Source organism: Micromonospora sp. CB01531 (genome assembly GCF_001905095.1).
Classification (GTDB): Bacteria; Actinomycetota; Actinomycetes; order Mycobacteriales; family Micromonosporaceae; genus Micromonospora.
Map to the genome: position 1 here is coordinate 112,611 of NZ_LWLS01000127.1, position 23,841 is coordinate 136,451.

Here is a 23,841-nt window from a genome sequence, read left to right on the forward strand (position 1 = left end):
ATCCTCTCACGCAGTCAGCAGCATCTGGGCAGGCAGCGCGCCGGATGGTGACGCCACCTCGGGCTTGCTCCTGGGCATGTAGCGGCGGGCGGTCGACTCGCTGACGCCAGCCTTGGCGGCGATCTGTGCGGGCTTGGCGTCAGGTCCCAGCTCGATGGCGGCAGCCTCGACCTTGGCGGCGTTCGTCAGCACCTTCGGCCGGACGCGGCGGACGGGGTGACGGGTGGCGGCAGGCTTGACGTCAACCGGCTCGGGCGTGACGTCAACCTTCGGGTCGGGCACCGTCTCGATGACGGGCGTGACGTCAGCAGGCGGCGGCGTGACGACGGGCGGCTCCTCCACCACCGGGTCCGGCCGCTTGGCGGTGACGCCAGACAGCACCATCTTGCCGAGGCCGAGGAACGCCAGCGCCGGGGCGGCCGACACCAGCCAGCCGAAGAAGGTGGGCGTGGCGACGGCGAGCTGAGCGGTGAGGCTGAACGCCACCGCCGCCACGAGGGCGACCACGGGTGCCGTCAACCGCTTGCCGTTGCGGGCCCGGCGACGGATCTCGAGGAGCGAGGCGATCGGCACCAGCTCCGAGACGCAGGCGTTGACCCAGCCGAAGGCGTCGGGCGTGCCGACCGGGCTGTTCCCCATGGTGAAGTCGTGGACGTGGTTGAAGCTGGCCCACCCGGCACCGCCACCGACCACCAGCACGATGCTGACCAGGGCGAGACTCTCCAGACGCTGCGGCTTGCTCATGCCAACACCCCCAGTCGCTCGGAGCGGCAAGGGCCGCAGTTGCTGGCGAGAGATCCCCGGTGCTTCGAGCACTGGTCACTTCCTCGGGCAGGCGGGAGCGCAGCTCCTCGCCGATCGGGGTGGTTCTTCGGTAGCCAGTCGCGCCAGGTCTTCTTCTTGTTCTTCGGATGGTCTTCACTTCGGGTGACACGCTGGCTGTCACCCCCCTGCCCCTGGTTTGTCACCCCCTCGGCCTGATCTGTCACCCCCTGGGTGACGAACCGGTAGACCCGAGTGGCGATGCGAGCGACCTGACGGACGGCGATGCGGCCCAGCTCGACCAGCTTGGCGAGGGCCCGCTGAACGGTCCGCTCGGAGCACCCGACGTAGCGGGCGATGGTGGCCACGCTCGGCCAGGCGTCGCCGTTCTCGTTGGCGTGGGCGGCCAGGGTCAGCAGGACCAGGCGCTCGTTCTTGCCGAGGTCAGCCGAGTCCAGCAGGGCCTGCTTGACAGCCATGCTCATCGGGCACCCCCGAGGAGGGAGCGCAGATAGGCGGCGAGCCCGGACACGGGCCCGACGTACGCCAAGACAAGGCGCGCGTGGGTAGACTCGTTCATGGATCGGGCCTCATTCCCGGTCAAGGCCCCGGAGCACAGGTGTTGGCGCACCTGCCGGGGCCGTTACTTATTGCGGGTTAGTGCATGTTGTGCTGCCCGAAGACGAGCAGATCGCAGTCGGGGTAGGCGGCCGCGCAGCGCTCCTCCCGGCGGGTCTTCGGCCCGGTCTCGTGCACCACCGCCACCCGCAGCCCGGCCAGTTCGACCCGGGCCACCTCGGGCAGCCGGGCCCGCAGCGGCGGCCCGTCGTTGTTGCCGTAGACGCCGATAAGTCGGCGGGCCCGGGCCGCCATCGCGTCCAGCAGCGACACGTCCACCCAGTCCCCCGCGTGCAGCACCACGTCGGCGGCGTCGATCGCCGCCCAGAGCGCCGGCGGCAGGTCCCGCGCCCGCTTCGGCACGTGCGTGTCAGCGGTAACGACCAGCTCCACCCCCCGATCCTCCCCCACCTCGCCCGCCGCGTCGATCATGAGGTTGGCAGCACTCGTGGAGATCCACTCCGCCGCCAACCTCATGATCGCCGGCGCGGGCGGGGCGGGGCGACGGGCGGGGTCAGGCGCCCTGGCCCTGGTTCTGCATCAGGCCACCGTCGATGAAGTACGTCGACCCGGTCACGTAGTCGGCGTCGTCGCTGGCCAGGAAGACCGCCACCTTGGCGATCTCCTCCGGCTTCGCGGCCCGCTTCCAGGGGATGCTCTGCACCTGCTCCTCCAGGTACTTCGGGTCGTCGATGGCCCGCTGGTTGAACGGCGTGAGCACCATTCCCGGCCCGATGTTGTTGACGTTCAGGTGCATCGGCGCCACCTCGAGGGCCAGGCTCTTGGCCAACTCCAGCATGCCGCCCTTGCTGGCGTCGTAGTCGGAGCCGCCGGCCCGGGCCACCTCCTGGTGGATCGAGGTGATGTTGATGATCTTCCCGTGCCCGCCCTGGTCACGCCGGTGCCGGACAAACCGGCGGCAGCAGAAGAACATCCCGTACAGGTTGGTCCGGATGCACCGGTCCCAGGTCTCGGTGTCCAGGTCCGCCACCGGAATGCCCGAGGCGTCGACACCCGCGTCGTTCATCAACACGTCCAGGGTGTCGAACTCGGCCAGCGCCTCTTCGAACATCGCCTCCACCTGGTGCTCCACGCTGATGTCGCCCTGCACCACCACGGCCCGCCGGCCGGCCTTCTCGATCTCCGCCCTGGTGTGGTTCGCCCCGGCGTGGTCGTGGAGATAGTGCACCACCACGTCGGCGCCCTCCCGGCCGAACTCGATGGCGGTGGCCTGGCCGATGCCCGAGTCCGAGCCGGTGATCAGGGCGGTCTTGCCCGCCAGTCGTCCGGTCATCCGCGTGCTCCCTCCGTGGTCGCCGTACCGGTCGGCACGGCCTCCCGCTCGAACCGTTCGGCGGCCTCGGTGATATGGCCCGCGGCGTTGATCAGGCCGATGTGCGAGAAGGCCTGCGGGAAGTTGCCGAGCTGCTCGCCGGTGGCCTGGTCGATCTGCTCGGCGTACAGGCCGAGGTCGTTGAGCCGGTCGGCGAGCTGCTCGAACAGCCGCCGCGCCCGGTCCAGCTCGCCGGCCTCGGCGAGGCAGCTGACCAGCCAGAACGAGCAGATCACGAAGCCCGCCGGGTCGGTGTCCCAGCGCCGCAGCAGGCCGTCGCGGGAGAGCCGGCGCTCCACCACGTCCATCGTCGACCGCATCCGCGGGTCGTCGGCCGGCAGGAAACCGACCAGCGGCATAATCAGCACCGAGGCGTCCAGATTGTCCGAGTCGAACGCCCCGGTGTACGCGCCGAGCCGGTCGTTCCAGCCCCGGGTGAGCACCGCTTGGCGCACCTCGTCCCGGGCCGCCGCCCAGCGGGCCACGTCGGCGTCGTCGCCGATCCGCCGCCCGAAGCGCACCGCCCGGTCCAGCGCGGTCCAGCACTGCACCTTGGACGACACGTAGTGCCGCTCGGCGTCGCGCGCCTCCCACATCCCGGCGTCCGGCCGGTGCCAGTCCCGGACCGCCCGATCCGCCAGGGCGTGCAGCAACTGGCGTACCTCGGGGGACATCGGGTCCAGGTAGTGCCGCATCAACCAGGCGGCGTCGAGGATCTCGCCGAGCACGTCGGTCTGCCGCTGCCGCCACGCGTCGTTCCCGATGAAGACCGGCCGACTGCCGGCGTACCCGGAGAGATGGTCCAACTGGTGTTCGGTGAGGTCCCGCTCCCCGTGCACGCCGTACATGATCGGCACCGGCTCGTCGCCGATCCGGCCCATGGCCCGGGACACCCAGGCGAACTGCCGGTTGGCCTCGTCCGGACAGGCGGCCCGCCAGAGCGCCTGGAGGGTGAGGCTGAAGTCGCGTACCCAGACGAAGCGGTAGTCGTAGTTGCGGTCACCGCCCAACTCCTCGGGGAGCGAGGTGGTGGCCGCGGCGACCACCGCGCCGCTGGGCTGGTAGATCATCCCCTGCACCACTAACGCGCTGCGCCGCACCTGCTCGCGATACTCGCCCTGGTACTGGTCGCGATGCAGGTCGGCCCAGGACCGCCACCCGGCGACCGTGTCGGCCACCACCCGGTCGGCGTCGGGCACGTCGGGTGGACGGCCGGAGTAGGTGTCGGCGTGGCCGAGCGTGAAATGGTGGCGGCTGCCGGCACGAGCGGTGAACCCCCCGGTGGCCTCGCCGTCCCCGAGGTCCAGCGGAACGTTGGCCCGCAGGCTCAACCGGCAGGTGCCGGCGGTGGCCTGGATCTGCCCGTCGGATTCGGTGAGGTACGCGCTGACCCGCCCGTACTCGAAGCGGGGCTGGTACTGCACCCGCATCGGGACCTCGCCGGTAAGTCCCTCGACCAGCCGGGCGAGAACACGCGGTGAACGCAGACCGATCTCGTGGCCGCACGCCCCGGACTCCAGCGCCAACGCATCGGTCACCGCCACGGAGCCGGTCCGGGTGGTGAAGACGGTACGCAGCACGAGCGTGTCGTCCAGGTAGGACCGTTCCGTGGCGAAGTCCTCCTCGGGGCGAATGGTCCAGTGCCCGGCGCGGTCGTCCAGCAGCCGCCCGAAGACGGAGGGCCCGTCGAAGCGCGGTGGGCACCACCAGTTGACCGCACCGGCCTGGTCGACCAGTGCCGCGCTGAGGCCGTCCGCCAGGAACCCGTGCTCGGCTATCCGCCCGCTCTCCACGACTCCCTGCCTACCCGGCTGGACCGGCGGCATGTGCGGCGACGGCCCCGGCGTTACCGCCCGTCATGGGTGGGAAACCGGGCGGTTGACGAAGGAGGACGCTCATGACCAGACCCTCGACTCCGTCCCCGGCCTGGCGGCCCGGGATGCCGGGCGGCTCCAACCTCCCGTCCGGCCCGGGCGGTCAACCGGCCGCGCCGAGCGGGGACGGCCACGGGCCGGAGACGGGTCCACCGACCGTCACGATCGGCACGTACCCGGACTATCCGTCCGCACAGCGCGTGGTGGACTATCTGGCCGACAACCGGTTCCCGGTGGAGCACGCGGCGATCATCGGCACCAACCTCACCCTGGTGGAGACGGTGATGGGCCGAATGACCACGGGCCGGGCCGCGCTGATCGGCGCGGGGACCGGCGCCTGGTTCGGGCTCTTCATCGGCCTGCTGTTCGGCATCTTCACGGCCGGGAACTGGCTCGCGGTGATCGTGGTCGGGTTGGTGATCGGCGCGATCTGGGGTGCCGTGTTCGGCGCGGTGGTCCACGCGATGACCGGGGGCCAGCGGGACTTCACCTCGGCCAGTTCGCTGCGCGCCAGCCAGTACGCCGTGACCGTGCACGCCGACCTGGCCGACCAGGCCCGGCAGTTGCTCGGCCGGATGCACCTGACACCGACCGGCGCGACCGCCCGGTAGCCGACCGGTACCAGCGGAGAGGGCCCCCGCGCGGGGCCAGGTTTGATCATGAGGTTAGCGGCACTCCTAGAGATCCAACTCGCCGCCAACCTCATGATCAACGCTGGAAACGGGCAGCGGGCCAGGTGTCAGGCCCGGTACGCCAGTTCCCCGGCCCGGATCGGGACGTCGAGGCGGTTCTCCGGCGGGGCGAGCGGGCAGGCCCAGCGGTCGTCGTACGCACAGCTCGGGTTGTAGAGGTAGTTGGCGTCGAGGCGGATCCGCCCGCCGGGCAGCACGGTCAGGCCGCGCCCGAAGGTGCCCTTCACCGTGTCGGTCAGGTAGCGCCCACCGCCGTACGTCTCGGTGCCGCAGGTGGCGTCGCGCAGGGGCACGAACAGCCCACCCCCGTACGCCTCGATCCACCACACGGTGAGCGGGCCCCACGGGGTCTCGGCCACCGCGGCCCGGCGGTACCGGACGACCCCGTCGGGCCCGCCGGTGTCGATGGTCTCCGTGCCCGAGGCGGGCCGCAGCGGCGCCTCGACCACGGCCGCCGGATCGGGCGGGAACCAGCGCAGCCCGGGGAAGCCGGCCCGGTCGGCGGCCGGCAGCGGGCTGCACGGGTGCGAGCGGAACAGTTCGTCGCGGGCGGCCCGGAACCCGGCCAGGTCCAGGTCGGCGAGGTAGAGCCGGGCCACCCGCTCCCGCCAGTCGAGCAGGTCGAGATCATCCACCCCCCGACCCTAGCCCGGGCAGCGGAATCCGGAGCTGGTTCAAATTCCAAACTCCTACCCAGCACCACCCGCTGTCGCGCTGCTCACACGCATTGCACGGCACTTGTTTAAATTTGAAGTAGTGCTACTGTCATAGCCGTGACCGAGAGCCTGAGCCCCGAGCGGATGACCGCCTGGCGCGCCTACATCGAGGCGAGCCAGCGGCTCTTCACCCAGCTCGAGGACGACCTGCGCGCCGACAGCGAGCTGACCTTCGCCGACTACCACGTGCTGGTCCTGCTCTCCGAGGCGCCGGGGCAGCGGCTGCGGATGGGCGAGCTGGCCAGCCGGCTGGTGTTCTCGCCGAGCCGGCTGACGTACCAGATCTCCTCGATGCAGAAGCGCGGCCTGGTCGCCCGGCAGTCCTGCCCGGAGGACCGGCGCGGCAGCGAGGCCGTGCTGACCGCGGCCGGCCTGCTGGCGCTGCGCGAGGCCGCGCCGCACCACCTGCGCTCCGTGCGCACCCACCTGATCGACGACCTCGACGACGCCGAGGTCGCCTGCCTCACCCGGGTCTTCGAGCGGCTCGGCCGGCGCCTGCGCGCCGACCGCGACGCGTCGTCCACCCCGGCCGACAAGTAAGGAGCCCGCGATGCCCGCCATCACCGTCGACGACGTCCTCGTCCTCCCCCGCCTGCCGCAGCTGGACGAGTCCACCACCTTCCGTCCGGTCCGCCGGCTGACCACCGCCCCGAGCGGATACGAGGGCGAGGGCTTCCCGGTCCGCCGGGCCTTCGCCGGGGTTCCGCTGACCGAACTGGACCCGTTCGTCCACCTCGACCAGATGGGCGAGGTCGACTACGCGCCGGGTGAGCCGAAGGGGACCCCCTGGCACCCGCACCGCGGCTTCGAGACGGTGACCTACATGATCGACGGGATCATGGACCACCAGGACTCGCAGGGCGGCGGCGGCACCATCACCGACGGCGACACCCAGTGGATGACGGCTGGCAGCGGCCTGCTCCACATCGAGGCGCCGCCGGAGCACCTGGTGATGAGCGGCGGCCTCTTCCACGGCCTGCAGCTCTGGGTCAACCTGCCCCGGGTGGCGAAGATGAACCCGCCGCGCTACCAGGACATCCGCGGCCGGGAATCGGCGCTGCTGACCACGCCTGACGGTGGCGCGCTGATCCGAGTGATCGCCGGGGAGATCGCCGGGCACCGGGGCCCGGGCTCAACCCACACCCCGATCACCATCGCGCACGTGACGCTGCAGCCCGGCGCGGAGCTGAGCCTGCCCTGGCGGCCAGACTTCAACGCGCTGGTCTACGTGCTGGCTGGCCGGGGCACGGTGGGCAGCGACCGCCGCCCGATCCACGTCGGCCAGCTCGCGGTGCACGGCCCGGGCGACGCGCTACGGGTCACCGCCGACGCGAAGCACGGCAACACCCCGGCCCTGGAGCTCTACATCATGGGCGGGCAGCCGATCCGGGAGCCGGTCGCGCACTACGGCCCGTTCGTGATGAACACCCGGGACGAGCTGGTCCAGGCGTTCGAGGACTTCCAGGCCGGCCGGCTCGGCGTGATCCCGGCCGGGCGGATGCCGCACACCGACGGCGAGGACTCCCGCCCCTGACCGATCCGCGCAGCACGGGCGTCCCGGGGCAACCCGGGGCGCCCGCCGGCGCTCAGGAGACGGCGAAGATGCCGACCACGCCCAGGATCACCATCACCAAGACCGCCACCAGCGCACCCCGCTCCCCCTCCACCGCCGGCGCGCGGTGCTCGGTCACGGTGTTCGTCGTCTCGGCGGACATGGTGCGGCCTCCTCGGTGGGGCGGTACAGGGTCGCGGCGGGACCCACGGGAGGGCCGGCCGACCAGGGGCGGTCAGCGTGCGGGGCCGTCTCGGGGGGCCTACCGTGAGGCCGGGGTCGACCTCGGGAGGCTGGAACGTGGCGATGCGGGACTGGTTCTTCACCGCACAGGAACGTGCCAACCCGGGGTCTGAGTTACCCGTCTGGACGACCGGAAACCTCGCCGAGCCGCTCATTCACGGCGCTGCCTACTTTGACCGGCTGGTCCGCGAGGTGGCAACGCTAAAGGCCGATGACCACCTGTTCTTCACCGACTCGCGCTGGCCGGAGGCCGGTGGCGGCCGGCGGCTGGTCCAGCGCGACCGGCAGCGCCGGGTAGGCGAACGACACCCGGGGCGAGTACAGGCCGCCGCAGATGGTGAGCGGGTTGGCCGGGCGTAACGGATAGACCGGGTGTGCCGGGACGAGGAACTCCACCGACTCGACCTCAAACGGGGTCACCGGTTCGGCCACGTACGGGAATTCGGCGCTGAGCAGCCCGCCGCCCCAGGCGGTCAGGTACCGGTGATGCCCGCTGAACACCCGGCAGCCGGTGTCCCCGACGCGGGCGATCGTACGGATGAGCGGAGCCCCGTTCGCGTGGGTCTCCGCGGTCAACTGCTCGCCTCGCAGGTCGAGCCAGGTATCCCCGGGCGTCACCGGGACGCCCCGGGCGGCGGAGTAGTCGCGGACCCGGGGGCTGGAGGCGAAGTAGTGGGTCCACAGGCCGCCGGGGGTGTCCCCGGCGGGCGGCGGGTCGATGCCGTCGAGCGCGATGCCGAGGTAGGTGAGGGAGTGCGCGCCGAGGCCGGAGGTCTGCGTCGCGTCGTCCACCACGTACTGGCAGAGGAACACCTGGCAGTCGGGGCGGGGACATGCCCCGGCGGGCAGTACCGCCGCGACCGCGTCGGGGTCCGCCGGGAGCCAGCTGAACTGCAGCATCCGGGCGTTGAGGACGAGTTGCGGAGCGGCGGGGTCGAGCACGGTGTGCCTCCCGTATACGGCTACCCCGTGACGCTACGAGCGGTCTCACCGACGAGACAACGACCGAAAGTCGACAATGCGAGCCGAATGTCAGCTTCTTCGTTGACCGCTCGGTTGAGCTGCACCACCGAAGCGGATACCCGAAACGGACTCGAACTACAGGCCGCCGCCAGGCCGCGATGTCCCAATGTCGCCGGATAAGGCAGATAAGATCCCATAAGTACATCGTACTTTCGGCTAGATTTCTTCCGGACGATCGGGTTACGGTGACTCCCGAACGTACGAGCTGAAGCTCAATCGACGCGTCACGCCTTTCCTTCGCGGACGAGGTGCAGGGAGGACCACCATGACCGCGCACACGATCAGCGAGCAGGCGACCACACCGTCCACCACCGGGAATCTCGACCCGGGCGCCCTCACCGACAGCGCCGCCGACCTGCTCAACGCGATGGCGGCGCTGCCCGCCAACCACCCGTCGCGCCCCGCGCTGCGCGACCGGGCGATCGAGGCCTGGCTGCCGCTCGCAAACCACCTCGCCCACCGCTACAGCGGCCGGGGCGAGCCCACCGACGACCTGGCGCAGACCGCCGCCGTCGGGCTGATCAAGGCGATCGACAAGTTCGACCCCTCCCGGGGCGTCGACTTCGCCGGCTACGCCATCCCGACCATCATCGGCGAGCTCAAGCGGCACTTCCGCGACCGGACCTGGGACATCCGGGTGCCCCGGCGCCTCCAGGAGCTGAGGCTGGCCATCTCCGATGCCAACAGCGCGCTGCTGCAGACCCTCGGCCGCTCGCCGACGGTCGCCGACATCGCCGCCCACCTCAAGCTCACCGAGGAAGAGGTGCTGGAGGGTCTGGAAGGCGCCCGCGCCTACAACGCGGTGTCGCTGTCCACCCCGACCGGCGACGGCGACCGCGCCACCGAGCTGGGCGACATGCTCGGCGGCGAGGACGGCGAATTCGAGCTGGCCGAGCTGCGGGTCGCCCTGGGCCCGGCGCTCGCCACGCTGGACGAGCGGGAGCAGAAGATCCTCACCCTGCGGTTCTACGGCAACCTGACCCAGTCCCAGATCGCCGAGCAGATCGGCGTGTCACAGATGCACGTGTCCCGGCTGCTGGCCCGGGCGCTGACGAGGCTGCGCGGGCAGCTCGACGGAGCGTACTGACGGGGTGGACGACGGTGGTCGGGCCGGCGGGCCCGACCACCGTCGCGTCCACGCGGCCCGGTCGGCGGTTCGCCGACTGGGCCGTACCCGGTTTCCGGCACGTCGACCCGGGCCGCATCGACAGCCGCGCACCGGCGGCGCGCACCGCTCAGCCGAGCGGGTCGCGCCACATCGGATAGAAGGGGGCGCCGTCCGGAACACGGAACGGCTCGGCGGCCCGGTAGCCGTGCCGGGCGTACAGGTCGCGGCTGCGCTCGCTGCTCGCCTCCAGGTACGCGGGCACGCCTTCGGCGTCGAGCAGGCCGTGATGGTGCCGCAGCAGCGCGTTGCCCAGGCCCCGCCCCTGGCGTTCCGGCGCGACCGCCAGAAACGCCAGATGGTGGTGGTCGGCGTGCGGGTGGTGTGCCTCCAACAGCTTGTCGAGGTGCTGGAACCGCGGCGTCCACTCGCCGCAGGCGGCGGCGAGCCGGGCGTCGTAGTCGGCCGGCGGCGGGGCCGGTTCGCCGGTCTGCGGGAACCAGACCGCGACGCCCGCCCGGTCCGCGGTGCCGTGCACGATCCCGTGCCGCATCGCATGGTCGACCAGGATCTCGAAGTTGTCGGCGAGCACCGCCTCCCGCTTCGCCTCGTCCGGCACGAGCCACCGGGTGACGGCCAGCAGCCGGAAGGTCCGGGCGATCCGCTCGGCGACCCACCGGGTCTCCGCCGGGCCGAGCCGCTCGATCGGCACGTCACTCATGCCGTCACCTCGCTCCGCTCGGCGCCGCCATGAGGCACCCCGGCACTGCACTGACGATTCGCTCGCTCATGCCGTCACCTCCGCCCCGGCCGGCGGCGTCACCTCGTCGGCCGTCCGCGGCGCGTCGACGACGGCGCTCTCCGCACCAAGCCCGATCCGGGCGTACACGGCCGGCCGGGTGCGGCGCAGCACCAGCCCCCAGAGCAGGCCGAGCAGCGCCGCCACCGGGTAGACCGCCGGGATCACCCAGCGCAGCGGCGAGTCCGGGGCGACCCCGAGCAGGATGGCGAAGTTGTCCACCGCGACCACGATGACGGCGACCAGCGCGATCGCGGCGAGGGCGGGGGCGACGACCCGCCGCCACAGCGTCTCCTCGGTACGGGTCCGGGCGAAGAAGGCGATCACCGCGACCGCGGTGGCGGTGATCAGCAGCAACACCCCGAACCCGCCGCCGGTGCCGCCCCAGAAGAACAGCTGCACCAGCGGGTCCCAGCCGGCGGCCGCGTAGAGGACGATCACGGCCAGGCCGAGGGCGCTCTGCGCCAGGGAGGCGACCCGCGGCGCCCCGGTGAGCGGCGAGGTCTGCCCGAACAGTGCCGGCAGCACCCGCTCCCGGCCGAGCGCGAAGGCGTACCGGGCGGTGGTGTTGTGGAACGAGATCATCGCCGCCAGCAGCGAGGTGAGGAAGAGCGCCTGGCCGATGGTCACCGCGGTGTCGCCGAGGTGCGCGCCGGCGAGGTTGAAGATGAGCCCGGTGCTCTGTTCCCGGGACGCGTCGACGATCCGGTCCGGCCCGGTGGCGACGGTCATCGACCAGGCCGAGAAGGCGTACAGACCGGCGATGATGGCCACCGACAGGTAGGTGGCCATGGGGACGGTCCGCTTCGGGTCCTTGCTCTCCTCGCTGAACACCACCGCCGACTCGAAGCCGGTGAAGCCGGTCGTGGCCAAAACCAGGATCGCGCCGACCCCCGGCACCAGTAGATTGTCCGGCGACAGGGTGGCGAAGCTGACCGAACCGCCGGCCGGGTGGGTGACCTGCGCCAGGTCGAAGACGAGGATGACGGCGATCTCGGCCAGCAGCAGCACGGCGAGCACCAGGCCGTTCACGTCCACCCGGAGCACGCCCAGCACCGCGACCAGCGCCCAGGCGACCAGGGCCACCACCCACCAGGCGGGTGAACTGCCGAAGAGCTGGCCCAGTACCGGCTCGGCGGCCGCGCCGATCGCGCCGTAGAGCCCGACCTGCAGCGCGTTGTACGCGATCAGCGCGACCCACGCCGCACCGACCCCGGCGGGCCGACCGAGCCCACGGGCGATGTACGCGTAGAACGCGCCCGCGTTCGTCAGCCGGCGGGCCATCGCCACGTAGCCGACCGCGAAGAGGGTGAGCACCACCGCGACCGCCAGGAACGCCAGCGGGATGCCGGTGACGCCGGTGACGGCGTACCCCGTGGTGACCACGCCGGCCACCACGGTCAGCGGGGCGGCGGCGGAGAGGACGAAGAAGACGACCGACGGTATGCCGAGCCGGCCGCGGGCCAGGGCCTCGGAGAGGTTGCTGGGACGCTCGACTGTGGCTGCAGGGGGCATGGGGGCTGCTCCGGTGGAGGGGAGGAATGGGGGCGGTAACCCGGAGGTCAGGGGATGCCGCGCAGCACCGCGGCACCGACGGCGGCCTCGGTGTGCCCGACCAGTTCCTTCAGCGGTGCGGGCAGCGTGGGGATGAGCCCGCTCAGCCGGTGGTGGGCCTGCGGTTCGGCGCTGAACAGCACCTCGCGGGTCAACCCGGTGGCGGCGATCAGGCCGAGCAGCAGGGCGTCCGGCACGGCGATGGGCTCCGGGCGTTCCAGCAGGGTCCACAGCCGGGCCGCCGGCCAGGCGGCCGCGTTCAGATCGACCGGAACGTAGCTGAGGCTCGTCCGCAGGAGACGCCGGTTCTCCTGGCGGCGCAGCACCCCGGCGCGGGCCAGCCGCTCGCCGACCGCGGTCACGCCGGTCTGGGCCAGGAAACTGAGCCAGGTGCGGACCGCCCGGTGCTGGGCCTCGCCGATCAGCTGGTCGAGCACGGTGTGCGCGAGCGCGTCGGCCGGCGGCCGGCGGTCGAGCACGGTGATCAGTCCGGAGGCGACGGTGATCCGTCGAAAGAGGATCAACTCGCCGAGGAGGCCGGCGGCGAGGCCGAGCCCCGTCGCGGCCGGGTGCAGTCTGGCCTTGCCCCGGCTGTCGTTGTGCGCGATCAGGAAGAACTCGTCAGCGATGAGCAAACGAGCCTCCCGGCTGTCCACAGGCGATGGCTGATACCGGGAAGAGAATGCACCGCAAGCTCCGGGGATGCAACTCCCGAATTCCACGGTTGCAGTCCGTGCTCGGCGTGAGCTGGGGATCTTGGCGTGCCAAACTCGACGGCGTGACCGCCAGTCCCACCGTTCGTCGCCGCCGCATCGCCCGGGAACTCCGCCAACTGCGCGAACGCGCGGGGATGACCCTCGACGTGGCCGCGCGCCAGCTCGACATGTCGAAGAGCAACCTCTCCCGCATTGAGAACGCGCAGATCGGCATCAAACCGCGGGACGTCCGGGCCGCGCTCGCGCTCTACCAGGTGACCGGTGCGGACGCCGAGGCGCTGATCGAGATCGCCCGAGGGGCGCAGCAGCGCGGCTGGTGGCAGAACTACAGCGACGTCCTGCCGGAGTGGTTCGAGTTCTACGTCGGGCTGGAGGCCGAGGCGGCGACGCTGCGCACGTACGAGGCCGAGGCGGTGCCGGGGCTGCTGCAGACCGAGGCGTACGCCCGGGAGATCTACCGGATCACGGCGGGCGAGGAGGGCGTCGAGCGCAAGGTCGCCGCCCGGCTACGCCGGCAGGAGGTGCTGCACCGGGAGTCGCCGGTTCAACTGTCCGTGGTGCTCAACGAGGCGGTGCTGCGGCGCGCTGTCGGCGGACCGGCGGTGATGGCCGATCAGCTCAGCCACATGGCGAGGCTCGTCCGACTACCAAACGTAACCATCCACATACTTCCATTCGGCGCTGGCGGCCACCCCGCCATGAGCACCTCCTACGTCATCCTCGGCTTCGCCGACGCGGCCGACGCCTCCGTGGTCTACCTGGACAACCTCACCATGGGACTGGCGCTGGAGGATCTTGCACAGGTGCACCGGTATAGCCTCTTGCATGAGGAGCTGTGCCGGATGGCACTGACTCCGACGGCGTCGTTGGCCCGTCTGGAGGACGGCTTCTCGTAACTTTGCGTGACCGTTCGGCGGCACGCTGACGGAAGACGAGGTACGGGGATGACCGCGCTCGACCTGTCCCTGGCGGACTGGCGCACCAGCACGCGCAGTAGTGGCAACGGCAATTGCGTGGAGGTCGCCGCTGTTGGCGATCGGATTGCCGTCCGGGACAGCAAGGACCGTCCCGGTCCGGCGCTGGTCTTCGCTCCGGCGGCCTGGACGGCCTTCGTCGCCGGTGTGGACGGGGTACGTCCGGCCTGAGCGCCGGATGCGAGAGTGGACCGGTGCTCTCCGACGTAGCCCTCGACCTGCCGGTCCGGGCGGTGCTGCCGGCGCTGGTCGAGGCGCTGCGCGCGGCCGGTACGGCGGTCCTGGTGGCGCCGCCCGGCACCGGCAAGACCACCCTCGCCCCCCTCGCTGTGGCCGACGCGGTCCCGGGCCGGGTGGTGATCGCCCAGCCCCGCCGGGTGGCCGCCCGGGCCGCCGCGCACCGGATGGCCGCCCTGCTCGGCGAGCACGTCGGCGGCCGGATCGGGTACGCCGTCCGGGGCGAGCGTCGGGTCGGTCCGCAGACCCGGGTCGAGGTGGTCACCACCGGCCTGCTGGTCCGGCGGCTGCACCATGATCCGGAGCTGCCCGGCGTCGGCGCGGTGCTGCTCGACGAGGTCCACGAGCGACAGCTCGACGCCGACCTGGCCCTGGCCTTCGGCGTCGAGGCCCGGGGCGCGCTCCGGCCCGACCTGTGGCTGGTGGCGATGTCGGCAACCCCACCGGCGGAGCGGTTCGCCGCGCTGCTGGGCGGGTCCGACCGACCCGCGCCGGTCGTCCGGGCCGAGGCGGCCCTGCACCCGGTGGCCCGGATCTGGGCGCCCCCGCCCCGGCCGGTCGCCGCGCCGGGCGCGGGCCGGGTCGCGCCGGCGCTGCTGGACCACGTGGCCGCCACGGTGCGCCGGGCGCTGCGTGAGCAGGCCGGGGACGTGCTGGTCTTCCTACCCGGCGCCGGCGAGATCGCTGCCGTCGGCACCCGCCTGGCCGACCTGCCCGCCTCGGTGGCGGTCCTGCCGCTGCACGGCCGGCTGCCCGGGGCGGCGCAGGACGCCGCGCTGCGGCTGCCGGCGGCCCGACCCCGGGACATCGCGCCGCCAGGCGCAACGGCGGCGGACCGCGCAGCCCGGCCGGACGCCGCGCCACGCCCCGGAACGGTCGACCGGCGGCGGGTGGTGCTGGCCACTGCCGTGGCGGAGAGCAGTTTGACCGTGCCCGGAGTGCGGGTGGTGGTGGACGCCGGCCTGAGCCGGGTGCCCCGGACCGACCTGGCCCGGGGCTTGGGCTCGCTGGTCACCGTGCCGGTGTCCCGCGCGGCGGCCACCCAGCGGGCCGGCCGGGCCGGGCGGGAGGGCCCGGGCGCGGTCTACCGGTGCTGGTCCGAGGCCACCCACGCCCGGCTCGCCCCGCAGCCGGAGCCGGAGATCGCCACCGCCGACCTGACCGGGTTCGCGCTGGAGCTGGCCGCGTGGGGTGATCCGGACGGGGCCGGGCTGGCGCTGCCCGACCCGCCGCCGCCCGCCGCCCTCACGGTCGCCCGGGAGACCCTCACCACGCTGGGCGCGGTGGACGCGGACGGCCGGATCACCGGCCGGGGGCGGGCCATCGCGGCGGCCGGCGCGCACCCGCGGCTGGCCCGGGCGCTGCTCGACGGGGCGGAGCGGGTCGGTGCCGACCGGGCCGCCGAGGTGGTCGCCCTGCTCGCCGACGAGACGCTTGCCGGCGCTGGGGACGATCTGACCGCGCTGTGGCGGCGGGTGCGGGGCGGCACGGACCAGGCCGCCACCGCCCGCTGGCCCGCCGAGGTGCGCCGGCTCCGCGCCACCCTGGCGACGGACAGCGCGCCGGCCGATCGCCCCCGGGTTGCGGCCGCCCGTGCCGACCGGGACCACCGGCGGCCGGCCGCGGACGGCACCGGGGAGCGCCTCCCCGACGACCTGTCGGCCGGGCTGCTGGTGGGGCTGGCGTACCCGGAGCGGCTGGCCCGGGCGCGCCGGGCCGGCGGGTCCGCGTACCTGATGGCGGGCGGAACCGCGGCGGAGTTGGCGGCCGGGTCGGGGCTGGCCGGCTCGGCCTGGCTGGCGATCGCGGTGGCCGACCGCTCCCCCGGCGCGCCGACCGCCCGGGTGCGGCTCGCCACCCCCGTCGACGAGGTGACCGCGCGGGAGGCCGGCGGACCCCTGCTCCGCGCCGACCGGGAGGTCGGCTGGTCCGGCGGGGACGTGGTGGCCCGGGAGGTGGTCCGGCTCGGCGCGATCGAGCTGGTCGACCGGCCCCTCGCGGCGCCCGACCCGGAGCTGGTGGCCGAGGCGGTGCTCACCGGGCTGCGCCAGGCCGGGCTGGGCCTGCTGACCTGGACGCCGGAGGCGACCGCGCTGCGCCGGCGGCTGGCGTTCTGCCGGCAGGCGCTCGGCGTCGAGTGGCCGGACGTGTCCGACGCGGCGCTGCTCGCCGGCGCGGCCGCCTGGCTGGCTCCGGAGCTGGCCGGCGCCCGGCGCCGGGCGGACCTGGCCCGCATCGACGTCGCGGCGGCGCTGCGCCGGCTGCTTGACTGGCGGCAGGCGGCCCGGCTCGACGAGCTGGCACCGGAACGGCTGCCGGTGCCCAGCGGCTCCCGGATCCGGGTGGACTACGCCGACCCGGCCGCCCCGGTGCTGGCGGTCAAGCTGCAGGAGACCTTCGGCTGGCGGGACGCGCCGCGGATCGCCGACGGCCGGGTGCCGGTGCTGCTGCACCTGCTCTCCCCGGCCGGCCGGCCGGTCGCGGTCACCGCCGACCTGGCCTCGTTCTGGCGGGTGGGCTACCCGCAGGTACGGGCGGAGCTGCGCGGACGCTACCCGCGGCACCCGTGGCCGGAGGATCCGACCACCGCCGAGCCGACCCGGCGGGCTGCGCCGCGCCGGCGCTGACCCCGGCTACTCGTCCACCACGTCGGCGATCACCACGGTCACGTTGTCCGGGCCGCCGGCCCGCAGCGCCAGGTCGATCAGCTTGCGGGCGCACGCCTCCCGGTCGGGGTACTCGCGGAGCACCTCGGCGAGGGTGTCCGGACGGACCACGTTGGAGAGGCCGTCGCTGCACAGCAGCCAGCGATCGCCGGCCCGGGGCACCATCGTCGCGTACGCCGGGGAGACCTCGTCACCCTGCAACGCCTGGGTCACCACGGCCCGGCGGGGGTGGCTGCTCGCCTGGTCCGGGGTGATCACGCCCTGGTCGACCAGCATCTGCACGAACGTGTCGTCCCGGGTGACCTGCTTGAGCACGCCCTCGCGGAACAGGTACGCCCGGGAGTCGCCGACGTGGGCCAGGGCCAGGCAGCTTCCGGTGCGGGCGAAGAGCAGCGCGGTGAGTGTGGTGCCCATGCCCTGGCGTTCCGGGTCCTCCGCGACGGCTTGACGGATCCGCGTAGTGGCCAGCTCGATGCCGCTCTGGAGGGCGGCGACCAACGCGTCCTCGGGGGTCTCCACGTCCAGCGGGCCGACCGCGTCGATGGCGATCTGGCTGGCCAGGTCACCGGCCGCCATGCCGCCCATGCCGTCGGCCACGGCGACCAGCCAGTTGCCGGCGTGCTGGGCGTCCTGGTTGCCACTGCGGATCAGCCCACGGTCGCTCGCCCCCACGGAACGAAGCTTCAGGGTCATGGGAGGCAGCCTGCCAGGCGAAGGCAGCAGTTGTCTCTAGGAGATCAGGATGATGCTGGCGTGGCGCGGCGAATCTCACTGTCGCGCGGGGCGGACAGCCATCGGGCCGGATCGATTGACAGGGGGCGACGGTGCTGGAAACATCGGACCGCAGTTGGGAGCGCTCCCAGCTCTCTGCGCGCCTCACCCACTCCCCAAGCGCGGAAGGAACCTCCGTGATCCCACACCGACGCCGCCTCGCGGCGCTCGCCGCGGCCACCACCCTGGTACTCACCGGCGCCACCGCCGGCGTGGCATACGCCGAAGTGCCCCCGGACGCCCCCGAACAGCTCCGCAACGGCGACTTCAGCGCCGGCACCAGCCCCTGGTTCTCCTACGGCACCGGGGACCTCACGGTCGTCGACGGGCGGCTCTGCACCACCGTCCCCGGCGGCCTGGCCAACCCGTGGGACGCCGGCATCGGCCAGGACGCCGTGCCGCTCATCGCGGGCGCCGATTACGAACTCTCCTTCGACGTCTCCGCCACGCCGGGGGCGGCCCTCAAGGCGGTGCTCCAGCTCGGCAGCGCGCCCTACACCACGTACGCCAGCCTCGACGCCACCGCGACCGGCACCGCGCAGCACGTCGCCAGGACGTTCACCGCCCCGGCCGACAACCCCAGCGCCCAGCTCGTCTTCCAGGTCGGCGGCAGCCCCGCCGCGCAGACCTTCTGCCTGGACAACGTCTCGCTGCGCGGTGGCGAGGCGGCCCCGCCGTACGAGCCGGACACCGGGCCGCGGGTCCGGGTCAACCAGGTCGGCTACCTGCCCGGCGGCCCGAAGAACGCCACCGTGGTCACCGACGACACCGACCCGCTGCCCTGGCAGCTCAGGTCGGCCGCCGGAGCCGTGGTGGCCAGTGGCGAGACCACCCCGCGCGGGGTGGACGCCGCCTCCCAGCAGCGCGTGCACACCGTCGACTTCTCGTCGTTCCACACCCCGGGCACCGGCTACACACTGGTCGCCGACGGGGAGGCCAGCCACCCGTTCGACATCTCCGGCACCCTCTACGACCGACTGCGGGTCGACTCGCTCCAGTTCTTCTACGCCCAGCGCAGCGGCACCCCGATCGACGGCGGCCTGATCGGCGCCGGGTACGCCCGCCCGGCCGGGCACCTGGGCGTCGCGCCCAACCAGGGCGACACCGACGTGCCCTGCCAGCCCGGCGTCTGCGACCACCGGCTGGACGTGCGCGGCGGCTGGTACGACGCCGGGGACCACGGCAAGTACGTGGTCAACGGCGGGATCGCCACCTACCAGCTGCTGAGCGCGTTCGAGCGCACCAAGACCGCGGAGACCGCGGCGGGCGGCGGGGCGCTCGGCGACGGGACGCTGCGGGTGCCCGAGCGGGGCAACACGGTGCCCGACATCCTCGACGAGGCCCGCTGGGAGCTGGAGTTCCTGCTGCGCATGCAGGTGCCCGCCGGCCAGCCGCTCGCCGGGATGGCCCATCACAAGATCCACGACCGGAGCTGGACCGGGCTGCCGCTGGCCCCCCAGGACGACCCGCAGCCGCGTGAGCTGCACCCGCCGTCCACCGCGGCCACCCTCAACCTGGCCGCCGTGGCCGCCCAGTGCGCCCGGCTCTTCGCCCCGTACGACGCCGCGTTCGCGGCCCGGTGCGGCAGCGCCGCGAAGACGGCGTACGCGGCGGCCAAGGCGCACCCGGCGCGCTACGCCTCGCCGGCCGACGGCAACGGCGGCGGCGCGTACGACGACTCGAACGTCACCGACGAGTTCTACTGGGCGGCCGTCGAGCTCTGGCTGACCACCGGGGAGCAGGCGTACCTGACCGATCTCACCGCGTCGCCGCTGCACACCGCCGACGTCTTCGCCGCCGGAGGCGCGTTCGGCTGGCAGAGCGTGGCCGCGCTGGGTCGGCTCGACCTGGCCACCGTGCCGAACGCGCTGCCGGCCGCCGAGCGGTCCCGGATCCGCACCTCGGTGACCGCCGCCGCCGACCGCTACCTGGCGACCCTGCGCGGCCAGGCGTACGGCCTGCCGCTGCCCGGCGAGGCCGGCGCGTACGTCTGGGGCGGCAACAGCAACATCATCAACAACGCGATCGTGCTCGCCACCGCGTTCGACCTGACCCGGGACGCGAGGTATCGGGACGGCGCGGTGCAGGCGGCCGACTACCTGCTCGGCCGCAACGCGCTGAACATGTCCTACGTGACCGGCTGGGGCGAGCGGAACGCGCACCACCAGCACAGCCGGATCTTCGCCCACCAGCTCGACCCGGACCTGCCGAACCCGCCGGACGGCTCCCTCGCCGGCGGCCCGAACGCCGCCCTCCAGGACCCGTACGCGGCCAACCTGCTGGCCGGCTGCCAGCCGATGTTCTGCTACGTCGACGACATCAACTCGTACTCGACCAACGAGGTGGCGATCAACTGGAACTCCGCGCTGGCCTGGCTGGCGTCCTTCCTGGCCGACCAGCGCGACGCGGCCGCGGTGGCGGCCCCGAGCTGCGCCGTCACGTACACCACGCACGGCAGCTGGCCGGACGGCTTCAACACCCAGGTCATCGTGCGGAACACCGGCACGTCCGCCGTCGACGGCTGGAGCCTGCGGTGGGCCTTCACCGGCGACCAGAAGGTGCAGAGCTCCTGGTCGGCCCGGGTCAGCCAGTCCGGGGCCACGGTGACCGCGCGGAACGAGGCGTGGAACGCGAATATCGCCCCGGGCGGCACGGTGACCTTCGGCCTGATCGGCACCACCGCCGGCGGTCCCAACCCCGCCCCCAACCTGATCACCCTCAACGGAACGGCCTGCGCCCGGTCCTGAACCGCCGCGGGGTGGTGGCACCAACCTCGGGAAGGTGCCACCACCCCGCGTGGACCGCGCAACTCCCGAAATTGTCGCCCGGTCCGCGGATCAGAAGAAGTTGTTGTAGAGGGCCTGCAGGAACACCGCCTGCCCGACCGAGAGCAGCACCAGGCCCGCGACCACGGCGCCCCGCCGCCAGCGCGGGACGAACGCGGCGGTCCAGCGGTCCACCACCACACCGGCCGCGCCCGCCACCATCGGGTAGAGGAACATCCACGTCCGCTCCACCTCGCCCGGGCGCAGTTTGGTCAGCTCCGACGGCAACCCCGCCCACACGACCAGCACCAGCACGAGCACCAGCACGAGCACCGGCCGCCCGGCCCCCGGCACCTTCCGGAACACGCCGTAGATCCCGAGGGCGGCCAGCGGCAGACCTGCGTAGATCAGCCAGGCCGCCGGGCTGCCCAGGAACCAGTACCAGTTGTAGGGGACCGACACCGTCGGTGACACCAGGTAGGAGGCGAGGACGTCGAAGCCCAGGACGAGCCAGGCCAGGGCCAGCACCGCCGCGCCGGCGGCCGCCGCGGCGGCCAGCAGCCGCACCGCCGTCCGCCACCCGGTCTGGATCACCAGCGCGATGGTCGCCGAGAGCACGACGAAGGACGTGGCGAAGGTCATCAGGGTGCCCAGCCCCAACACGGCGCCCGCGGCCGCCGACAGCCGCCACGACCGACGGTCGGCGGCGAGCAGGAAGAGCGCGACACTCATGCTCAGCGGCACGGCGAAGGTCGTGTCGAGGGTGCTGTACGCCATCATCAACGGCGCCGGCGCCGCCGCGAAGAGCACGGCGCCGATCCGGCCAGCCCGCTCCCCGCCCAGGGTGCGACCGATCAGCCAGGCGGAGACCGCCGAGCAGAAGGCCACCACCGCGATCACACCGGCGACGCGCAGGCTGTGCGACGCGCCGAAGGTGCGGAACAACAGGTAGAGAAAGACCATCACCCCGGCCGGGTGGGTCCGGCCGTTGTACGAGTGGAACCGCTCGCTCAGCTCGGCGTGCCGCTCGACGAACTCGCGCAGCCCGAGCTCGTACACGAAGTGCAGGTCGGCGGTGTAGTAGGGCGACTTCGGGCTGGTCGAGAGGCCCCGGGTGAGCTCGCCCAGCTGGCCCCGGACCAGGTTCACCGCGGTGGCGGTGAGCACCCCGGCGACCACCACCAGCGCCAGGGCGAGCCAGGTCGGCAGGCGACGCCAGGAGGTGACGATCCAGCCGATGCCGGCCAGCAGTACGCCGGCCGGGATCACGGTCAACGCCAGCTCGTCCCGGACCAGGATCAGCTGGCCATAGATGGGTGGACGGGTGAAGTAGCCGTAGCCGATGGGTGGGAGCGTCTGACTCCACCGCCAGAACGCGTAGAGGGCGACTCCGGTGACGGCCACCGCCACCAGGGGCCAGAAGCGCCAGCGCGGCCACGAGTCGGCCTCGAGCTGCGCCGCGGGCGGGTCGAGGACGGCCATGGCCGCGCCACCGCTGTCGGCCACATCGTCTCCCCGCCGCCCGTGCACCGTGTTTCCCCCACTCGTGGCTACGACCGCCCTGGTTCACAATCCCATCGGCGACCGACACTGTAGGGGACGGCAAAACCCAGCCGGTACCGTCCCCGCGTGGCGTACCTGTTTCTGCTGGCCGCGATCACCGCCGAGGTGATCGGCACCAGCCTGCTCAAGGCCACCGACGGCTTCACCCGGCTCTGGCCCACGCTCGGCCTGGCGGTGGCGTACGTGTCGTCGTTCGGGCTGCTCGCCCTCGCGGTGAAGGAGATCCCGGTCGGCGTGGCGTACGCGATCTGGTCCGGCCTCGGCACCGCAGCGATCATGGCGATCGGCGCGACCTTCCTGGGCGAGCCGCTCAGCGTCGCCAAGGTGGCCGGCGCCGGTCTCGTGATCGCTGGCGTGGTGGTGCTCAACCTCGGTGGCGCGCACTGAACAAACCCGGTGGACGCGCCACGGCACGTACGCGATGGTGGCGGCCATGGACCCGGGCGAGCTTGCCGGCGCGGAACGCCGGGTGTGGGCGGCACTGCCCACGGGAACGCGGGCCGCGCTGGCCGGCCTGCCCGCGGCGGACCTGCGGACGCTGCTGCTGACGGTGGCCCGCGACCGCGCGGCGGCGGTGCGCCCGGCGGATGTGCTGCGGCGCTGGCGGGAGGACCGGCTGGTCCGCCCGTCCGAGGTGGACCCGCGCGTGCTCGCCCGGCTGGAGGCGCGGCTGTGGGAGCGGCTGCCGGCCGACGTGGCCGGCGTCGAACTGTCCCCGGTCGTCCCGCTGGGCAGCTGCTCCAGCGTCGCGCCCGTCAGCCAGAACCGGATCGTCACCACCATGCGCGGCGCGGAGGTGGTCAGCGACCCGACCAACGCCCTCGCCGTCGAGGCGGCGGCGCGCCGGCAACGGCAGCCCCGGACTGGTGAGGTGCACCTGGCCGCCGTGCACCGGGTGCTCCGGGCACAGGACTTCGGCCCCGGCGCCGCCGCGCACTTCCGGCTCTTCACGCTGGTGTCCAGCGCCCGGGACACCGGTTCGGGGCGGACCGAGGCGCGGCTGCTGGTCCGGCACCTGGCCTGGTGGCGGGCGATTCTCGCCGAGCTGGCCCGGTCGGCCGCGCCCGGACTGCACGCCACGGTCCTGGACGACGCGGTTCTCGGCGAACGGCTGGCCGACACCGTCCGCCCGGCGCTCGCCGCCGACGGCATCCCGCTGCGGGACGAGCCGCAGCGGCGGCGCGGGCGAGGCTACTACCGCGGCTGCGCGCTGCGACTCACCCTCGACGACGGCGCGTGGGAGGTCGGCGACGGCGGCCTCACCGACTGGACCGCCCGGCTGACCGGCGACGCCAAGGAACGCTGCCTGGTCTCCTGCCTGGCCACCGAACGCCTCGTCACCGGGGCGCCCGGATGACACCGACTAGGCGACGGGCCGACGCATGGCGATCCGCTCGGCCGGGTCCAGCCCCAGCGCCGCCTCGGCCGCCAGCAGCCCGGCCAGTCCCGACGTGACCTCCGCGCCGGTCAGCTCCCGGAACCCGCAGCGCGTGTAGTACGGCCCGTTCCACGGCACACTCCGGAAGGTGGTCAGGGTCAACGCCGGCAGCCCACGCGGGGCGGCCCACCCGGCCACGTGGTCGAGCAGTCCCCGCCCGATCCCCCGCCGGGCGTACGCCGGGTCGACGCTGAGCTGCTCGACGTGCGCGCAGCCGTCCACCAGGTCGACCACCACGAAGGCGACCGGCCGGTCCCCCGTGTTCACCGCCACCCAGACCCGGCCGGCCCGCTGGCGGTCGGCGAGCACGTCCAGCGGCAGCGGTGGCATGTCGGCGACATCGGCCATCCCGACCTCCCGGAACGGCGCACCGGAGGCCACCTCGATCCGCTGCACCTCGGTCAACTCGTCGGCCCGGGCCATCCTGGTACGTTCCACAG

22 protein-coding genes and 2 pseudogenes are annotated in these 23,841 nt (G+C 73.1%); 10 read left to right on the plus strand and 14 right to left on the minus strand.

All coding sequences use genetic code 11. The features are described from left to right. Positions 1-6: 6 nt before the first annotated feature. From A6A27_RS38470 to A6A27_RS38490, 5 genes and pseudogenes are all read right to left on the minus strand, one after another. Complete coding sequence (locus A6A27_RS38470) at positions 7-744, minus strand: hypothetical protein (protein WP_073839574.1); 738 nt, start codon at positions 742-744, stop codon at positions 7-9. Then, complete coding sequence (locus A6A27_RS38475) at positions 741-1,247, minus strand: helix-turn-helix domain-containing protein (protein ID WP_083673199.1); 507 nt, start codon at positions 1,245-1,247, stop codon at positions 741-743. Before A6A27_RS38475 ends, A6A27_RS38470 begins: the two co-directional genes overlap by 4 nt. A 178-nt stretch (positions 1,248-1,425) precedes the next feature. Beyond that, positions 1,426-1,773 (minus strand): annotated as a pseudogene (locus tag A6A27_RS38480) (metallophosphoesterase family protein); the annotation flags it as partial. 121 nt (positions 1,774-1,894) lie between these two features. After that, a complete protein-coding gene (locus A6A27_RS38485) occupies positions 1,895-2,674 on the minus strand; it encodes a glucose 1-dehydrogenase (RefSeq protein ID WP_073839576.1) in 780 nt (259 codons plus the stop codon). Beyond that, the gene (locus A6A27_RS38490; protein WP_073839577.1) at positions 2,671-4,506 is read right to left on the minus strand and encodes a glycoside hydrolase family 15 protein; all 1,836 of its coding nucleotides are present in this window, start codon (positions 4,504-4,506) and stop codon (positions 2,671-2,673) included. Before A6A27_RS38490 ends, A6A27_RS38485 begins: the two co-directional genes overlap by 4 nt. Before the next feature lie 104 nt (positions 4,507-4,610). Between A6A27_RS38490 and A6A27_RS38495 the strand changes: the two genes are divergently transcribed. Continuing rightward, positions 4,611-5,198, plus strand: coding sequence for a general stress protein (locus A6A27_RS38495; RefSeq protein ID WP_073839578.1), 588 nt, complete (start codon positions 4,611-4,613; stop codon positions 5,196-5,198). A gap of 128 nt (positions 5,199-5,326) precedes the next feature. On the opposite strand, the gene A6A27_RS38500 is transcribed toward A6A27_RS38495, so the two are convergent. Beyond that, a complete protein-coding gene (locus A6A27_RS38500; RefSeq protein WP_073839579.1) occupies positions 5,327-5,914 on the minus strand; it encodes a DUF1684 domain-containing protein in 588 nt (195 codons plus the stop codon). A gap of 138 nt (positions 5,915-6,052) precedes the next feature. On the opposite strand from A6A27_RS38500, the gene A6A27_RS38505 reads away from it, so the two are divergent. Both A6A27_RS38505 and A6A27_RS38510 read left to right on the plus strand, forming a co-directional pair. Continuing rightward, complete coding sequence (locus A6A27_RS38505) at positions 6,053-6,535, plus strand: MarR family winged helix-turn-helix transcriptional regulator (protein ID WP_073839580.1); 483 nt, start codon at positions 6,053-6,055, stop codon at positions 6,533-6,535. Positions 6,536-6,545: 10 nt separating this feature from the next. Beyond that, the gene (locus A6A27_RS38510; protein WP_073839581.1) at positions 6,546-7,529 is read left to right on the plus strand and encodes a pirin family protein; all 984 of its coding nucleotides are present in this window, start codon (positions 6,546-6,548) and stop codon (positions 7,527-7,529) included. Positions 7,530-7,581: 52 nt separating this feature from the next. Here the strand turns inward: A6A27_RS38510 and A6A27_RS47010 are convergent, their stop codons facing one another. Both A6A27_RS47010 and A6A27_RS38515 read right to left on the minus strand, forming a co-directional pair. Then, on the minus strand, positions 7,582-7,710 hold the full coding sequence (locus tag A6A27_RS47010) for a hypothetical protein (RefSeq protein ID WP_274534628.1): 129 nt from the start codon (positions 7,708-7,710) through the stop codon (positions 7,582-7,584). Positions 7,711-7,991: 281 nt separating this feature from the next. Further along, positions 7,992-8,732: a hypothetical protein gene (locus A6A27_RS38515; protein ID WP_073839582.1), complete on the minus strand. Its 741-nt coding sequence runs from the start codon at positions 8,730-8,732 to the stop codon at positions 7,992-7,994. 346 nt (positions 8,733-9,078) lie between these two features. Here A6A27_RS38515 and A6A27_RS38520 point away from each other — a divergent pair, with 346 nt between their 5' ends. After that, a complete protein-coding gene (locus tag A6A27_RS38520) occupies positions 9,079-9,900 on the plus strand; it encodes a SigB/SigF/SigG family RNA polymerase sigma factor (protein WP_073839583.1) in 822 nt (273 codons plus the stop codon). Positions 9,901-10,048: 148 nt separating this feature from the next. Here the strand turns inward: A6A27_RS38520 and A6A27_RS38525 are convergent, their stop codons facing one another. From A6A27_RS38525 to A6A27_RS38535, 3 genes are all read right to left on the minus strand, one after another. Beyond that, positions 10,049-10,639: a GNAT family N-acetyltransferase gene (locus A6A27_RS38525; protein WP_073839584.1), complete on the minus strand. Its 591-nt coding sequence runs from the start codon at positions 10,637-10,639 to the stop codon at positions 10,049-10,051. A gap of 66 nt (positions 10,640-10,705) precedes the next feature. Next, positions 10,706-12,232, minus strand: a complete 1,527-nt coding sequence (locus tag A6A27_RS38530) for an APC family permease (protein ID WP_073839585.1) — start codon at positions 12,230-12,232, stop codon at positions 10,706-10,708. Positions 12,233-12,279: 47 nt separating this feature from the next. Next, positions 12,280-12,906 (minus strand): GOLPH3/VPS74 family protein, encoded by a 627-nt coding sequence (locus A6A27_RS38535; RefSeq protein ID WP_073839586.1) that lies wholly within the window; start codon positions 12,904-12,906, stop codon positions 12,280-12,282. A gap of 143 nt (positions 12,907-13,049) precedes the next feature. Here A6A27_RS38535 and A6A27_RS38540 point away from each other — a divergent pair. The 3 genes and pseudogenes from A6A27_RS38540 to A6A27_RS38550 all read left to right on the plus strand — a co-directional run bounded on the left by A6A27_RS38540 (position 13,050) and on the right by A6A27_RS38550 (position 16,825). Then, positions 13,050-13,893, plus strand: a pseudogene (locus tag A6A27_RS38540) (helix-turn-helix domain-containing protein). Between the two features lie 38 nt (positions 13,894-13,931). Beyond that, positions 13,932-14,132, plus strand: coding sequence for a DUF397 domain-containing protein (locus A6A27_RS38545; RefSeq protein ID WP_073839587.1), 201 nt, complete (start codon positions 13,932-13,934; stop codon positions 14,130-14,132). Positions 14,133-14,155: 23 nt separating this feature from the next. Continuing rightward, positions 14,156-16,825 (plus strand): ATP-dependent RNA helicase, encoded by a 2,670-nt coding sequence (locus A6A27_RS38550; RefSeq protein WP_073839588.1) that lies wholly within the window; start codon positions 14,156-14,158, stop codon positions 16,823-16,825. A gap of 6 nt (positions 16,826-16,831) precedes the next feature. On the opposite strand, the gene A6A27_RS38555 is transcribed toward A6A27_RS38550, so the two are convergent. Then, positions 16,832-17,557 carry a PP2C family protein-serine/threonine phosphatase gene (locus A6A27_RS38555; protein WP_073839589.1) on the minus strand — a complete coding sequence of 242 codons (726 nt, stop codon included), beginning with the start codon at positions 17,555-17,557 and terminating at the stop codon, positions 16,832-16,834. Positions 17,558-17,772: 215 nt separating this feature from the next. Here A6A27_RS38555 and A6A27_RS38560 point away from each other — a divergent pair, with 215 nt between their 5' ends. Then, positions 17,773-20,382, plus strand: coding sequence for a glycoside hydrolase family 9 protein (locus A6A27_RS38560; RefSeq protein WP_073839590.1), 2,610 nt, complete (start codon positions 17,773-17,775; stop codon positions 20,380-20,382). 90 nt (positions 20,383-20,472) lie between these two features. Here A6A27_RS38560 and A6A27_RS38565 read toward each other — a convergent pair whose 3' ends face one another. Further along, positions 20,473-21,906: a glycosyltransferase family 39 protein gene (locus A6A27_RS38565; protein ID WP_073839591.1), complete on the minus strand. Its 1,434-nt coding sequence runs from the start codon at positions 21,904-21,906 to the stop codon at positions 20,473-20,475. 123 nt (positions 21,907-22,029) lie between these two features. Here A6A27_RS38565 and A6A27_RS38570 point away from each other — a divergent pair, with 123 nt between their 5' ends. Together A6A27_RS38570 and A6A27_RS38575 are read left to right on the plus strand one after the other, a co-directional pair. After that, complete coding sequence (locus A6A27_RS38570; RefSeq protein ID WP_073839592.1) at positions 22,030-22,350, plus strand: DMT family transporter; 321 nt, start codon at positions 22,030-22,032, stop codon at positions 22,348-22,350. Further along, complete coding sequence (locus A6A27_RS38575; RefSeq protein ID WP_241825657.1) at positions 22,337-23,320, plus strand: hypothetical protein; 984 nt, start codon at positions 22,337-22,339, stop codon at positions 23,318-23,320. The genes A6A27_RS38570 and A6A27_RS38575 overlap by 14 nt, the downstream gene beginning before the upstream one ends. Positions 23,321-23,326: 6 nt before the next feature. Here the strand turns inward: A6A27_RS38575 and A6A27_RS38580 are convergent, their stop codons facing one another. Further along, entirely contained in the window at positions 23,327-23,839 is a 513-nt protein-coding gene (locus tag A6A27_RS38580) for a GNAT family N-acetyltransferase (protein WP_241825658.1), read from the minus strand. Between the last annotated feature and the right edge of the window lie 2 nt (positions 23,840-23,841).

Excerpts from the sequence above, each read along its gene's own strand:
- A6A27_RS38555 (WP_073839589.1), bottom strand. The coding sequence starts at position 17,557 with ATGACCCTGAAGCTTCGTTCCGTGGGGGCGAGCGACCGTGGGCTGATC.
- A6A27_RS38545 (WP_073839587.1), top strand. The coding sequence starts at position 13,932 with ATGACCGCGCTCGACCTGTCCCTGGCGGACTGGCGCACCAGCACGCGC.
- A6A27_RS38510 (WP_073839581.1), top strand. The coding sequence starts at position 6,546 with ATGCCCGCCATCACCGTCGACGACGTCCTCGTCCTCCCCCGCCTGCCG.
- A6A27_RS38470 (WP_073839574.1), bottom strand. The coding sequence starts at position 744 with ATGAGCAAGCCGCAGCGTCTGGAGAGTCTCGCCCTGGTCAGCATCGTG.
- A6A27_RS38485 (WP_073839576.1), bottom strand. The coding sequence starts at position 2,674 with ATGACCGGACGACTGGCGGGCAAGACCGCCCTGATCACCGGCTCGGAC.
- A6A27_RS38475 (WP_083673199.1), bottom strand. The coding sequence starts at position 1,247 with ATGAGCATGGCTGTCAAGCAGGCCCTGCTGGACTCGGCTGACCTCGGC.
- A6A27_RS38495 (WP_073839578.1), top strand. The coding sequence starts at position 4,611 with ATGACCAGACCCTCGACTCCGTCCCCGGCCTGGCGGCCCGGGATGCCG.
- A6A27_RS38525 (WP_073839584.1), bottom strand. The coding sequence starts at position 10,639 with ATGAGTGACGTGCCGATCGAGCGGCTCGGCCCGGCGGAGACCCGGTGG.
- A6A27_RS38520 (WP_073839583.1), top strand. The coding sequence starts at position 9,079 with ATGACCGCGCACACGATCAGCGAGCAGGCGACCACACCGTCCACCACC.
- A6A27_RS47010 (WP_274534628.1), bottom strand. The coding sequence starts at position 7,710 with ATGTCCGCCGAGACGACGAACACCGTGACCGAGCACCGCGCGCCGGCG.
- A6A27_RS38530 (WP_073839585.1), bottom strand. The coding sequence starts at position 12,232 with ATGCCCCCTGCAGCCACAGTCGAGCGTCCCAGCAACCTCTCCGAGGCC.